Source organism: Nitrobacter vulgaris, from assembly GCF_002028545.1.
GTDB lineage: Bacteria > Pseudomonadota > Alphaproteobacteria > Rhizobiales > Xanthobacteraceae > Nitrobacter > Nitrobacter vulgaris.
The window spans coordinates 100,559-115,012 of record NZ_MWPQ01000040.1; the positions used below are offsets into that span (position 1 = coordinate 100,559).

10 protein-coding genes are annotated in these 14,454 nt (G+C 59.7%); 5 read left to right on the plus strand and 5 right to left on the minus strand.

The window, feature by feature from the left end; translation table 11 throughout:
• Positions 1-39: 39 nt before the first annotated feature.
• Positions 40-387 (minus strand): helix-turn-helix domain-containing protein, encoded by a 348-nt coding sequence (locus B2M20_RS09735; protein WP_079446843.1) that lies wholly within the window; start codon positions 385-387, stop codon positions 40-42.
• A gap of 143 nt (positions 388-530) precedes the next feature.
• On the opposite strand from B2M20_RS09735, the gene B2M20_RS09740 reads away from it, so the two are divergent.
• Positions 531-1,298, plus strand: a complete 768-nt coding sequence (locus tag B2M20_RS09740; protein WP_079447028.1) for a polysaccharide deacetylase family protein — start codon at positions 531-533, stop codon at positions 1,296-1,298.
• Positions 1,299-1,492: 194 nt separating this feature from the next.
• A complete protein-coding gene (locus B2M20_RS09745) occupies positions 1,493-2,788 on the plus strand; it encodes a polysaccharide deacetylase family protein (protein ID WP_079446844.1) in 1,296 nt (431 codons plus the stop codon).
• Positions 2,789-2,908: 120 nt separating this feature from the next.
• Here the strand turns inward: B2M20_RS09745 and B2M20_RS09750 are convergent, their stop codons facing one another.
• Positions 2,909-3,142 (minus strand): hypothetical protein, encoded by a 234-nt coding sequence (locus tag B2M20_RS09750; RefSeq protein WP_079446845.1) that lies wholly within the window; start codon positions 3,140-3,142, stop codon positions 2,909-2,911.
• 241 nt (positions 3,143-3,383) lie between these two features.
• Between B2M20_RS09750 and topA the strand changes: the two genes are divergently transcribed.
• Genes topA through B2M20_RS09765 form a run of 3 tightly spaced genes read left to right on the plus strand, consistent with a single transcriptional unit; the run spans position 3,384 to position 8,909 of the window.
• A complete protein-coding gene (topA, locus tag B2M20_RS09755; protein WP_079446846.1) occupies positions 3,384-6,119 on the plus strand; it encodes a type I DNA topoisomerase in 2,736 nt (911 codons plus the stop codon).
• Between the two features lies 1 nt (position 6,120).
• Positions 6,121-8,469 carry a ribonuclease R gene (rnr, locus tag B2M20_RS09760; RefSeq protein ID WP_079446847.1) on the plus strand — a complete coding sequence of 783 codons (2,349 nt, stop codon included), beginning with the start codon at positions 6,121-6,123 and terminating at the stop codon, positions 8,467-8,469.
• Complete coding sequence (locus tag B2M20_RS09765; protein ID WP_079446848.1) at positions 8,466-8,909, plus strand: DUF983 domain-containing protein; 444 nt, start codon at positions 8,466-8,468, stop codon at positions 8,907-8,909. Before rnr ends, B2M20_RS09765 begins: the two co-directional genes overlap by 4 nt.
• Before the next feature lie 162 nt (positions 8,910-9,071).
• On the opposite strand, the gene prfB is transcribed toward B2M20_RS09765, so the two are convergent.
• The 3 genes from prfB to B2M20_RS09780 all read right to left on the minus strand — a co-directional run bounded on the left by prfB (position 9,072) and on the right by B2M20_RS09780 (position 14,443).
• Positions 9,072-10,203, minus strand: a protein-coding gene (prfB, locus tag B2M20_RS09770; RefSeq protein WP_139372876.1) for a peptide chain release factor 2 whose coding sequence is annotated in 2 segments (ribosomal slippage) — positions 9,072-10,133 and positions 10,135-10,203 — 1,131 coding nt in all. Because the reading frame shifts where the segments join, the coding sequence is not laid out codon by codon here.
• A 277-nt stretch (positions 10,204-10,480) separates the two neighbouring features.
• Entirely contained in the window at positions 10,481-12,973 is a 2,493-nt protein-coding gene (locus B2M20_RS09775; protein WP_079446850.1) for a penicillin-binding protein 1A, read from the minus strand.
• Between the two features lie 201 nt (positions 12,974-13,174).
• Positions 13,175-14,443, minus strand: a complete 1,269-nt coding sequence (locus B2M20_RS09780; RefSeq protein WP_079447029.1) for an N-acetylmuramoyl-L-alanine amidase — start codon at positions 14,441-14,443, stop codon at positions 13,175-13,177.
• Positions 14,444-14,454: the final 11 nt, after the last annotated feature.

Here is a 14,454-nt window from a genome sequence, read left to right on the forward strand (position 1 = left end):
GACAACGCTGCCAATCAGTCCGATGGTGCCCGAGCGCGTTCAGTCGATATGACCATCGAGAGCGGCGAATACGATTTCGGGCGCATGCGCGACGACTGCAAGAAGTGCGCGTGCGGGTCCGCGCGGCATCCGCTTGCCCTGCTCCCAGTTCCGGATGGTTTCAACCGGAACGCCCAGTCGCGCCGCGAATTCGACCTGTGTCAAACGCGCCCGTCGACGCAGGCTTCTGACTTCAGGCTCTGTAGACGGAGATGCGGCTGCCAGCGCAGACCTTGCAACGCCGTTCGGAGCGGCACTCGCGACCGGCATGGACGGCGCAAGCGGAAACTCTTTCCCATCGCGGATTTCAACGATCCGGCCGTCCGCTTTCAAACGCAAGCGCTGCATTATCATCCTCCGATTCGCAGGATCGTCGGTGATGTGCGTTAAGTCCGAGTGAACAGCAGGACCATCGCCCCGGCGATCAGCAAAGGCTATAACGAACGTAGATACACGTGCAGACGATGGCATACGTTGGTCGGAACAGCGCCATGAGCATACTACTGAGGGTTACGCTTCTTGTTTTTGTGGCATGGACCACTTCTGCATGGGCCAGCGACTGCCCGCGCCAGGGAACCCTCGGCACTTCGCGTATTCTCGAGGTCGATGCAGCCAAGTATCCCCGTGTCGGCCTCAAGAGCTTTCCTCAAACGCTTCCGCTCGACGACAAGGAAGTGGTCCTCACCTTCGACGACGGGCCGGCTGCGACAACACCGCGGATTCTGGCTGCGCTCGCTCGCGAATGCGTCCGTGCGACCTTTTTCCAGGTCGGCAGGAATTCGCAGGCGTCGCCGGGCCTCATCAAGAATGCCGCAACGAATGGCCATACGCTGGGACACCACAGCTGGTCGCATCCCCATCTCAATGCGATGACTTTTGCAGCCGCCAGAGACAACATCGACCGTGGGATATCCGCTGACGAAGCCGCCCTCAACGGCAAGGCGACGAGTGTCCCCGACACGCGGTTTTTCCGCTTTCCGTACTTCGAATCCACGCCCGAACTGCTCGAAATGCTGCAAGCCAGGGGGATCGTTGTGTTCGGCGCCGATTTTTGGGCCAGCGATTGGCGACCGATGACTCCGACGGATGAATTGAAGTTGATTACCAGCCGGCTGACGGCCGCGCGGAAAGGCATCATCCTGTTTCACGATACCCGTGCGCAAACCGCTGCCATGCTGCCAGATTTTCTGAAATACATGCGCGACAATGGCTACCGCGTGGTGCATGTTGTTCCGAAGCCGAAAGGCCCAAAAACGTGAACGCCGACGGGTGCTTGAAGACCCGCCAGATCACCGACCTCAAGCCGCAGCAGGCTCCGAGCGCATTGGTACGATTATTGGCGTGAGCGTGATAGTTCCCGCCAAATGGTCCATTCCACCGGCCTGATGAGTTAAGGTCGCGTTCATCGGCGGCCCGTAGGTTCGGCCGGAATGGATGCGCGAAGGTGTTCTGGATGGTACGGATATTAAAAGGAGGCCGGCGGAGGCCGCAGTGGATTCTTTGGCTCGGTCTGCTCGCCGCCACCCTCGACCTCACGGCATTTCCGGCTATAGCCGGCGATTGTCCCGGCAATTCCAATGCCCTCGGAACTTTTCGGACCCTGGTGGTGGACCCCCGGGAACATCCCCGTGTCGGCACCATGCAGTATCAGGAAACGTTGCCACTTCGCGATCACGAGGTGGTGCTGACCTTCGATGATGGCCCATTGCCGCCCCACAGCCAGCAGGTTCTCGATATCCTCGCGCGTGAGTGCGTGAAGGCGACCTTCTTCACAGTCGGGCAGATGGCACGCAACTACCCGCAGTATCTCCGCAGAGTGCTTGCGGCTGGACATTCTATCGGCACCCATTCGCAGAATCATCTGCTCAGCATGAATCGGATGCCGATCGAACGCGCTCGGCAAGAAATCGACGACGGAATCGCTTCCGCTGCAGCCGCACTGAGCGATCCTGCGGCTGTGGCGCCATTCATGCGCATTCCCGGTCTGCTGCGGGCGAAGGGTGTCGAGGATTACCTGGCTTCCAATGGCATTCAGGTCTGGAGTGCTGATTTCCCGGCGGACGACTGGCGGCACATCTCGGCCGAGCGCGTCTATCAACTCGCAATCAGCCGGATCGAAGCCAAGCGTAAAGGCATTCTGCTATTGCACGATATCCAGGCGCGGACGGTAGCTGCGCTGCCCAGAATCCTCCGAACGCTGAAGGAGCGAGGCTACCGCATTGTTCACGTGGTGCCGGCCACGCCGAACCAACTGAAGACGACCACGGAGCCGCAAGATTGGCGGATGCGTCCTGCGCCGGTAACGGTCGCGATCGCGATCGCGCATAGGCAAGAAGCTCCGGCTTTCAGTTTTGCCAACGTCGGCACCCTCCCCGCTTCGGCGATCTGGGACTCACACCTAAACCAAAAACAGCTTGTTCTTTTGCCAGAGGTTTTCGACCGGTCGCAGCGCTTCGTTCGCGGTGCCGGACCGCTGTTGCAGGAAAGAGCCGTCTGGCCGCGCAAACCGACGGTCGCCACTGACAACGCCACCGACAGGTTTTTCGTTTCTGGACAGAATTTTTTCGCGCTTCAGGAAAAATCCGCAGTGCCGTTCCGGACAGCTGTTCCTCTACCCACGCAAGCCCAACCAGTGGTCGGAACGGGTCGTCCTATCGAGGACAATGTGCAATCGATTTCAATCGATGCAAGCGCTGCGAAGCGCGCCATTCCGGGAAGCCAACCGGCGTTGCGATCCGCTCTATACTAGGGCATCGTCCGGGTTTCGGGGGCATGCTCGGACCGCTCGTTTGTCCCATTTTAGAAAGCTCGGAACTTCAGACCGAGCTTGCGATACCGGAAAACTCGAGCCGTCCATTAATCGCTTCCTTCAGCGTCCCTCGCGTCCAGCACGGAGTCGGACGATATCTTCGGCCTCCATCTGCGCCATATCGAGGAGGAAGCCGAGGGTATCCAGTCCATGACGCCGGGCAATTAGTCCAAGATCGGCAACCGCAACCGCCAGATAGCGCGCGGCCTCGTCCGGACCACCGTCGCCCGCGGTTTCGCCCAAGCGCGGCTCGTGATCGCTAGATTTCTCGTTCCGGTTTGGTCGTCCCCTCATCCCCCGAAAACTCCTCTCATCATGCCAGGTGGCAGCTGCATCCAGCGCCATTACCCTTCACGATAAAACAACTATAGGTTTATATTATAGATAAAATACAATTTCTAGGTGTAATCGAGCTGATAGGTTTTCACACAAGTCTATTTGACTTAAGGCCATGCTGCACCCATGTTCGCCCCGAAACAGCCGACGAGCCTCTCGCGAATCGGTTTGAAATTTATCAATAAGATATTGGAAGAACATGAATATCGTCATTGTTGAGTCGCCCGCAAAGGCGAAGACGATCAACAAATATCTGGGAGCTTCCTATGAGGTGTTAGCGTCTTTCGGTCACGTTCGGGACCTTCCAGCCAAAAATGGATCGGTTGATCCCGATGCCAATTTCCAGATGATCTGGGAGGTCGATCCGAAGGCAGCCGGTCGACTCAACGACATCGCCAAATCGCTCAAGGGGGCGGACAAGCTCATTCTCGCCACCGACCCTGATCGTGAGGGCGAAGCGATCTCCTGGCATGTGCTCGAGGTGCTCAAGCAAAAGCGCGCGCTGAAGGATCAGAAGATCGAGCGCGTCGTCTTCAATGCCATCACCAAGCAAGCCGTTACCGACGCCATGAAAAACCCGCGCCAGATCGACGGCGCGCTGGTGGATGCCTACATGGCGCGGCGTGCGCTCGACTATCTGGTCGGCTTCACTCTCTCCCCGGTGCTGTGGCGTAAGCTGCCCGGCGCGCGCTCGGCCGGCCGGGTGCAATCAGTCGCCTTGCGGCTGGTCTGCGACCGCGAGCTCGAGATCGAGAAATTCGTCCCGCGCGAATACTGGTCGTTAATAGCGACCCTGGCGACGCCGCGCGGCGATGCCTTCGAAGCCCGCCTCGTCGGCGCTGACGGCAAGAAAATTCAGCGGCTCGACATCGGATCGGGTGCCGAGGCCGAAGATTTCAGGAAGGCGATCGAGGCCGCCAACTTCACCGTGTCGACCGTCGAGGCCAAGCCGGCGCGCCGCAATCCGCAGGCGCCCTTCACCACCTCGACGCTGCAGCAGGAGGCCAGCCGCAAGCTCGGCTTCGCGCCAGCGCATACGATGCGGATCGCGCAACGGCTCTATGAAGGCATCGACATCGGCGGCGAGACCACCGGCCTCATCACTTACATGCGAACCGACGGCGTACAGATCGACGGCTCGGCGATCACGCAGGCGCGCAAGGTGATCGGCGAGGATTATGGCAACGCCTACGTTCCGGACGCACCGCGCCAGTATCAGACCAAGGCCAAGAACGCGCAGGAAGCCCATGAGGCGATCCGGCCAACCGACCTGTCGCGCCGTCCTGCGGACATGAAGCGTCGTCTCGATGTCGATCAGGCCAGGCTTTATGAGCTGATCTGGATCCGGACCATCGCGAGCCAAATGGAATCAGCAGAGCTGGAGCGGACCACTGTCGATATTGCGGCTCGGGCTGGTGCGCGCACGCTGGAGTTGCGAGCCAGCGGCCAAGTCATCAAGTTCGATGGCTTCCTGGCGCTTTATCAGGAAGGCCGCGACGATGAGGAAGACGAGGACGGCCGTCGCCTTCCCGCCATGAGCGAAGGCGAAGCGCTGAAACGCGAGAACCTCAGCGTCACCCAGCATTTCACGGAACCCCCGCCGCGCTTCTCGGAAGCCTCGCTGGTCAAGCGCATGGAGGAGCTCGGTATCGGCCGGCCTTCGACCTACGCATCGATTCTGCAGGTGCTCAAGGATCGCGGCTACGTGAAACTCGAGAAAAAACGGCTCTATGGCGAAGACAAGGGCCGCGTTGTCGTTGCATTTTTGGAAAATTTCTTCGCGCGCTATGTCGAGTACGACTTCACCGCCAATCTCGAAGAACAGCTCGATCGCATTTCGAACAACGAAGTATCATGGCAGCAGGTCCTGAAGGATTTCTGGGATGACTTCATCGGCGTGGTCAATGAAATTAAGGATGTCCGCGTTTCCGAAGTGCTCGATGTGCTCGACAATATGCTCGGACCGCACATCTATGCACCGCGCGAAGATGGCGGCGATCCGCGCCAGTGCCCCACCTGCGGCACCGGAAAACTGAACCTCAAGGCCGGAAAGTTCGGCGCTTTCGTCGGCTGCTCCAACTATCCCGAGTGTCGCTATACCCGTCCCCTCGCCGCCGATGGCGACGCTGGCGGCGATCGCGTTCTCGGCAAGGATCCGCAGAGCGGTCTGGATGTCGCGGTGAAGTCCGGCCGCTTCGGACCTTACATCCAGCTCGGCGAGGCCAGCGACTACGCCGACGGCGAGAAGCCGAAGCGCGCGGGTATCCCGAAAAACACGTCACCCGCCGACATGGAGCTGGACCTTGCAGTGAAGCTGCTTTCGCTTCCGCGTGAGATCGGCAAGCATCCGGAGACCGGCGCGCCAATCACGGCAGGCATCGGCCGCTTCGGTCCATTTGTCCGGCATGAAAAGACCTATGCGAGCCTTGAAGCCGGCGACGAGGTGTTCGACATCGGTCTCAACCGCGCGGTGACGCTGATCGCCGAGAAAGTCGCCAAGGGGCCGAGTCGGCGCTTCGGCGCCGATCCCGGCAAGCCCCTCGGTGAGCACCCGACACTCGGCACTGTCGCGGTGAAGAGCGGACGTTATGGCGCCTATGTTACGGCAGGCGGCATCAACGCCACGATTCCAAACGACAAGACCCCCGACACCATTACCCTGCCGGAGGCCATCGCGTTGATCGACGAACGTGCCGCCAAGGGTGGCGGCAAGCCGAAACGCGCGGCAAAGAAAGCCAAGCCCGCCGACACCAAAAAGAACGGCAAGGCCGGCGCTGTGGCAGAAAAGCCATCCAAAAAGGCAACTTCGAAACAGGCTCCGGCGAAGCCGAAATCTGAGGCTGTGAGCAAAGCACGTGGTTCGATCGCCGCGGCCAAGCAGCCGCCCAACCCTGTGAATACGGCCGTAAAAAAGAGCGCTGGCAAGAACGGCTGACGTGAGCAAACCGCGCGCCAGGGATTTTCCGGACCGCGAGACTATCGTCGCCTTCATCCGTGCACACCCCGGCCGGGCGGGGACGCGCGAGATCGCGCACGAGTTCGGCTTGAAGAATGCCGATCGCGCCGAACTCAAGCAGATCCTGCGCGATCTCGCGGACGACGGCACGATCGTTAAACGGGGTCGTAAGCTGCGTCAGCCGGAAATGCTGCCACCGACGCTGATGGCAGATATTACGGGACGCGATAGCGACGGCGAACTGATCGCCACACCTACCGAATGGGACGAGGAAGCGACGCCCGCGCCGAAGATCCTCATCCATGTGCCGCGCCGCGCGAAGCCCGGCACCGTGGCTGGCGTCGGCGACCGCGCGCTACTGCGCATCGAAGCGATGGAGCCCACCGAATCCGCACGCTATCGTGCTCGTGTCATCAGGGTGATCGATAGCACCCGTGCGCGTATACTTGGCGTCTATCGCGCCTTGCCCCAAGGTGGTGGACGCCTCGTGCCGGTCGACAAGAAGCAGGCCGGGCGCGAATTGAACATCGCGGAAGCCGACAGCGCCGGCGCGAAGGACGGCGATCTCGTGAGTGTCGAACTCGTGCGTACTCGCGGCTTCGGGCTTGCTTCAGGCAAGGTGAAAGAGCGGCTTGGTTCGCTCGCGACCGAAAAGGCCGTCAGTCTGATCGCGATCCACGCTCATGACATCCCTCAAGCGTTCTCGCCGGCTGCGCTCCGCGAAGCAGACGCTGCGAAGCTCGTATCGCCACGAGGACGCGAAGACTGGCGCCAGCTACCGCTCGTCACCATCGATCCGCCCGATGCGAAAGATCACGACGACGCGGTTCACGCCACGCCAGACGACGATCCAAACAACAAGGGCGGCGCCATCGTCACCGTCGCCATTGCCGACGTTGCTTACTATGTGCGGGTTGAATCGGCGCTGGATCAAGATGCGCTGAAGCGCGGGAATTCGGTCTATTTCCCCGATCGCGTGGTCCCGATGCTGCCGGAGCGCATTTCTAATGATCTTTGCTCCCTGATCCCGGGCAAAGAGCGCGGCGCGCTTGCCGTACGCATGGTGATCGGTCCCGACGGACGCAAACGTTCGCACACCTTTCATCGTATCCTGATGCGCTCGGCGGCAAAGCTGAATTATGCGCAGGTGCAAGCCGCGATCGACGGCAACCCCGATGACATCACCAGCTCCCTGCTCGAACCGATCCTGAAACCGCTCTACGCAGCCTATGCGCTGGTGAAGCGGGCGCGCGATGAGCGCGATCCGCTCGATCTTGAACTGCCCGAGCGCAAGATTTTGCTGAAGAAGGACGGTACGGTCGATCGTGTGATCGTACCGGATCGACTCGAGGCGCATCGACTCATCGAGGAGTTCATGATCCTTGCAAATGTCGCCGCAGCCGAGATGCTGGAAAAGAAAGAACTGCCGCTGATTTATCGTGTTCATGACGAACCGACGGTGGAGAAAGTTCACAACCTTCGTGAATTTCTGAGAACGCTTGATCTGTCCTTCGCCAAGAGCGGCGCGCTGAGACCTGAGCTGTTCAATCGGGTACTCGACCACGTCAAAGGCCATGACTCGGAGTCGCTGGTGAACGAAGTGGTTCTTCGTTCGCAGGCGCAGGCTGAATATTCGGCGGAAAACTATGGCCACTTCGGTCTCAACCTACGGCGCTACGCGCATTTCACATCCCCGATCAGGCGATATGCAGACCTGATCGTGCACCGCGCCCTGATCCGGGCGCTGGGCCTTGGCGACGGCGCATTGCCGGATTCCGAGACCGCCGAGACGCTGGCTGAAATCGCGGCGCGTATTTCCGTTACCGAGCGTCGCGCCATGAAGGCTGAACGCGAGACCGCCGACCGCCTGATCGCGCATTTTCTTGCCGATCGCATCGGCAATATTTTCGAGGCCCGTATTTCCGGTGTGACCCGCGCCGGCCTTTTCGTGAAACTGACCGATACGGGCGCCGATGGGCTGATCCCGATCCGCTCGCTGGGCACCGAATACTTCAAGTACGACGAGACCCGCCATGCACTGGTCGGTTCGCGCAGCGGTTCCATGCACAAGCTGGGTGACGTGGTCGAGGTTCGTTTGGTAGAAGCTGTACCCTTGGCTGGCGCTCTGCGTTTCGAACTCTTGTCCGGAGCTCAGGTGGGGTCGCGCTCCCTCCGCGCGCGCGCTGGACGGAAACCAAAGGCGCAGCGTGGTCGGGACGCGCGTCATCCTGAAGTCCAATTGAAGGGCCATCCAGGCCACAAACCGCGCAAGACGTCGCGCAAGCCGGGCAAGAGCAAGGCTGGCAAACCAAAGAAGGGCAAATCATGACGGCGCTTCCTCCAGATCCCGCGAGCACAGCCGCCAAAACCTGGACCCGGGAAGGCGAGAAACGCGACGCCTGGGCCGCGGTGAGGCGCGGCTTGTTCTGCCGCTGCCCGAGATGCGGCGAAGGCAAACTTTTTCGTGCCTTTCTGAAAACCGCCGACACCTGCTCGGAATGCGGTCTGGATTTTACCCCGCAGCGTGCCGACGACCTGCCCGCCTATCTTGTCATCGTCGTCGTCGGCCACATCGTGGTACCGCTTGCGTTGCTGATCGAGAAGGAGTTTTCGCCGCCGCTGGCGGTTCAATGGGCGATCTATTTGCCTATGACGCTGCTCATGGCGCTATGGCTGATTCAGCCTATCAAGGGCGGTGTAGTCGGCCTCCAATGGGCCTTTCGTATGCACGGTTTTGACGAGAATTTTGTCGACGATCATGTCGTCTAATCCGGTGGCTTGGCTCAGGTCAGCCGAGGCGCCGAGCGACAAGAGCGAAACGGTGCAGCAATTTCATGGAGCGAGCCAATCGTCACTCCGGCGCGTTTTCTTCACGCGAACCGGTATCAATCCTCGGGTCAAACCCGAGAACATGCTTCGCTCGAAAATGCTTTAATCGACGTCTTCAATGGCACCAGGCGTGCTACCAAAAGCTCTCTGGGCCAGCGTCGCTGCCATGAATTCGTCGAGGTCGCCATCGAGCACGCCCGAAGTGTCTGACGTTTGCACTCCCGTTCGGAGATCCTTCACCATCTGGTAGGGCTGCAAGACGTACGATCTGATCTGATGGCCCCAGCCGATGTCGGTCTTGGCGGCCTGATCAGCGGCGGCCTGCTCTTCCCGCTTCTTGAGTTCGATCTCGTAGAGTCTCGCCCGGAGCATGTCCCAGGCCTGCGCGCGATTCTTGTGCTGTGAACGCCCGGCCTGACAAACCACCGCGACTCCTGTCGGGACGTGTGTCAGCCGCACCGCCGATTCAGTCTTGTTGACATGCTGTCCACCCGCTCCGCCGGAGCGCATGGTATCGGTGCGGACGTCCGATTCCTTGATGTCGATCTTGATGCTGTCGTCGACAACCGGGAAAATCGCTATGCTTGAAAACGACGTATGGCGCCTGGCATTGGAATCAAACGGGGAGATTCTCACGAGACGATGCACGCCTGCTTCGGTCTTGAGCCAGCCATAGGCGTTGTGCCCGCTAACCTGGATTGTCGCCGATTTGATACCAGCCTCTTCGCCAGGCGTTTCTTCCAGATACTCGATCTTGAAACCGCGCTTCTCCGCCCAGCGTGCATACATGCGCAGAAGCATCTGCGCCCAGTCCTGGCTTTCGGTACCGCCCGCGCCGGCATGAACCTCGAGATAGGTATCGAAGCGATCCGCCTCTCCCGAAAGCAAGGCTTCGAGCTCGCGGCGGGCGACCTCCTTCTTGAGGGTCTTCAGGGCGTTTTCGGATTCGTTGACGACGGCCTGATCATTCTCGGCCTCGCCGAGTTCAATCATGCCGATCTGGTCCTCGAGTTCACGCTCGACGTTGCCGATACCGGTCAGCGAATCCTCCAGGGAGGTTCGTTCCTGCATCAGTTTCTGGGCCTTCTGGGGATCGTTCCAGAGGTCTGGATCCTCGGCGAGCTTGTTCAGCTCCGCCAGACGCGCGGTCGATGTCTCGACGTCAAAGATGCCTCCTCAGCAGCCCGACCGACTGCTTGATCTCTTCGACAAGTCTTTCGATTTCAGCGCGCATGGTTTTCTCTGCGGCTCACACTATCAACGATGGTTGGTGATTTAGCTGCGAAGGTCGCAAAGCGCAATCGTGTAGAGCATGAACAAACCGGAAAGACTGCGCGAGCAAAAGTTGAAAAGGGATCGTACTCATCAAAACCATAAGGCTGGAGCCGGTCCAACACAGTTGAACCGGACACTATAGCGCTATTGAGCGAAGTGGAATCCGGTTCGCGCGAAGAAACGCGTCAAATCAAAAAGATGGAGTTTTCACCGTTTCCGCGAAGCGGTGAAAGACTCTAGTAAAGCCCTCCGGTGCCGGGTCGGAACAAGCTGCGGTCCGCGTCGGGCAGCGGCTGTGGCTCGCGTCCGTTTGCATCAGCCACACCGATCACAGAGTAATTGTCGGGAGGCGCGGTGCCAGGCTTGAAAGCCTCAAGGATCGTCTTGCCGCTACTACCTGGCCCTGCGCGCATACCCGTCTTGGAATCGACGCGAACCAGCTTGATGCCGGCAGGAATGCGGAACGGAGTAGCGGGCTTGTCAGCAAGCGCAACCTTCATGAAATCATGTGCGATCGGAGCCGCCAGATGTCCGCCCGTCGCTTGACGGCCGAGATTGCGCGGCTTGTCGTACCCGACATAGATGCCGACGACGAGGTCAGGTGAGAATCCAATAAACCAGGCATCCTTCTGGTCGTTGGTGGTGCCGGTTTTACCGGCGATCGGCTTGCCCAGATCGCGCATGACCGTAGCGGTGCCGGCCTGCACCACGCCCTCCATCATTGAGGTGATCTGATAAGCTGTCATTGCATCCAGCACCTGCTCGCGGTGGTCGATCAGCTGAGGTTCAGACTGGTTCTTCCAGCCTTCCGGCGCATCGCAGCCGCCGCACTCTCGCGTGTCGTGCTTGTACATGGTGTGACCGTAGCGATCCTGAATGCGGTCGATCAGGGTAGGCTTCACCCGCCTGCCGCCATTATCGAACATCGAATACGCCGTCACCATGCGCAGAACCGTGGTCTCGCCTGCTCCTAGTGCGTAGGACAGATAGTTCGGCAGCTCGTCGTAAACCCCGAAGCGCTTTGCATATTCGCCTATCAGCGGCATGCCGATATCCTGCGCCAAACGGACCGTAACGGTGTTGAGCGAGAGCCGCAGCGCATTTCGAAGCGTTTGTGGCCCGTAATATTTTTCCTTGGAGTAGTTTTCCGGACGCCAAACGCCTGAGCCATGACCCTGATCGATCTCGATCGGCGCGTCGACCACGACTGTCGAAGGCGTATAGCCGTTGTCGAGCGCGGAGGAATAGACGAGCGGCTTGAATGAGGATCCAGGCTGCCGGTAGGCCTGCGTGGCGCGATTGAACTGGCTTTGATCGAAGGAAAAGCCGCCGACCATTGCCAGCACACGGCCGGTCCGCGGATCCATCGCCACCATCGCGCCGGATACTTCGGGCAATTGGCGCAACCGGTATTCCCCCTCGACGATCTTGCCGTCCTTTGCAATCAGGGGGTCGGCATAGATCACATCACCGGGCGAAAGCACTTGGGACACCTTTGTCGGCGTACGGCCTCTTGTCGACCCGGATGCAGCCTTGGCCCACTTTACCCCTTCAAGCGTAATCAGGCCCGTTTGCCGCTTTTTGCTTACGGCGCCGCCAAGTTCGCGCCCGGGCTGGAAGCCGATCCGCGCGGACTTGTCGTCGGACTCGAGCACGACCGCCAATCGCCACGGCGAGATATCGGAGAGTGATTTGACCTCGGCGAGCTTCACGCCCCAATCGCCGGAGATATCGAGCTTGCTTATCGCACCGCGCCAGCCCTGAGCCTCGTCATACGTGACGAGGCCATTTGCCATGGTCTTGCGCGCTATCACCTGCAATTCCGGATCGAGCGTCGTCCGGACCGACAACCCCCCTTCGTAGAGCTTCTTTTCGCCATAGCGCTCGAACAGGTCGCGCCGTACCTCCTCAGCGAAATATTCGCCGGCGAAGGTATGTGCCAGGTTGGTTCGGCTCGTGACGATCAGCGGCTGCTTGCGAGCCTTTTCCGCGTCGGCCTGGTTGACCCAGCCGTTTTCCAGCAACCGGTCGATGACATAGTCGCGTCGTTCGATCGCGCGGTCTCGGTTCTTGACGGGGTGCAGCGTCGAGGGTGCCTTGGGTAGAGCCGCGAGATATGCAGCTTCGGCAACGGTCAATTCATTGACTGACTTGTCGAAGTACACGAGCGAAGCAGCCGCGATGCCGTAGGCGCCAAGACCGAGGTAAATCTCGTTCAGATACAGCTCGAGGATCTTGTCCTTGGAATAGGCGCGCTCGATGCGCATCGCCAGCAACGCTTCCTTGATCTTGCGGGCAAAGGAAACTTCATTGGTCAGAAGAAAGTTTTTGGCAACCTGTTGGGTGATCGTGGAGGCACCCTGCGGTCTCCTGTTGCTACCGTAATTCTGAGCATAAAGCAGCGCCGCACGCAGCATCCCTTGGTAATCGATGCCGCCATGTTCATAGAAATTCTTGTCCTCCGCAGCCAAGAACGCGTTGATGACCAACTTCGGCACTGCCTGTATCGGCAGATAGAGCCGCCGCTCCTTCGCGTATTCGCCGAGCAGCGAACCATCGGACGCATGGACACGCGTCATCACGGGTGGCTCATAATTCTGAAGCTGGGAATAGTCCGGCAGATCTTTGGAAAAATGCCAGATCAATCCCGCTACTGCCGCGACCCCGACCAGAAACAGGATGGTTCCCGCTGCAAACAGAAAGCCCGTGAATCGCAGCAGCAAGCGCATTGTTGAATGTCCGTTTCGTTGCCGGGGCTTGACGATATCGGCTGCAAGCCTTGTCGCCGGGCGGACGCTTTCGTTGGCCGAAGCATCTGCCGGATGAGTATGCCGGTTCTGACCGATTCTGCGAACTTACGACGACTTTTCTATAGGGCGGCGGCTGTGGCCAAACTAGGGCTTCTAACCTTTAGCGCGCCACTTTTCGCCTCAGTCGGCCGGAGCGACTGACACCATCCTTTTTGCAAGGAACGTCTCGACGGCCTTAGCGACCGAACGGACCGTCCTGGAACGCCACTCTTCTGACGCCATTTGGCGAAGATCTGCCTTGTTCGAAACGTAACCGAGTTCAACCAGCACCGACGGCACATCGGGAGCCTTCAGCACCCTGAATCCGGCTGACTTCAGCGGGTGCTTATGCATCCGCGCGGAGGTTTTCATCTCACTCATCAACAACTGGGCGAAGCGATTGGAAAACGTGCGTGTTTCCCGTTGCGCGAGGTCGATCAGGATATCGGCCACCTCGGTCGGCTCCTCAGTCAGATCGACACCGCCGATGGCATCCGCCTTGTTTTCGGCTTCGGCCAGTCGTTCCGCTTCGCGGTCCGATGCCTTGTCCGACAGTGTGTATATCGTTGCGCCTTGCGCATCACCCTCGTGACGCGGCAATGCGTCGGCATGAATCGACACGAATAATGCAGCGCGGTTGTTGCGGGCGACGCGCAAACGATCGCCCAGCGGGACGAACGTGTCGTTCGTCCGCGTCATGACAACACGGTATTTGCCGCCCTGCTCTATGCGGTCGCGCAACGCTGACGCAAATGCCAGCACCAGATCTTTTTCGGCCTCTCCGGTTGAAGCGTGGGTTCCATTATCAATTCCGCCATGGCCGGGATCGATTACAACCACGAGGCGCCCGTCCGCGAGTCCGGTCAGGCCAGGCGTACCTGGGATGGACCCTGAAGAATCAGCATCCTTCGCCGGTTCCGGGCTGCTCGATCTCGCCAATAGGCCGTTGAATGCAGCACGGTCGACAGCCTCCAGTTCGACGACCAGGCGGGAGGGCTGACCGTTCGCGGCGTCGAGCACGTAAGCTTTCTGGATTTTCGCAGGTCCTGCGAGATCGAAGACAATCCGCGATCCGCCCGGCATAACCAGACCGTAGCGGAACGCCTTTATCAGGCCGCGTCCGGTTTCCCCGGCTTTGGGCGCAAGGCGAAAACTGACTTGGGGAATATCGATGACGGCCCGATAAGGATCAGTCAGCAGAAAGGCGTGAATATCGATCTTCTTGTCGAGATCGAGAATGAAGCGGGTCTGATTCAGATCGCCCGCGAGTCTCACTTCGGAGGCGACCGGAAAATCACCGGCGATCTCCGGGCGGACGGGTTCGTTCCCGGCGGCAAACGAAGCCGCGCCGGGAGCAAGTAACGCTATGGCGCATAGCCAGACGATTCGCAGATTTGCGCGGCCAGCCAACGAACCCATGC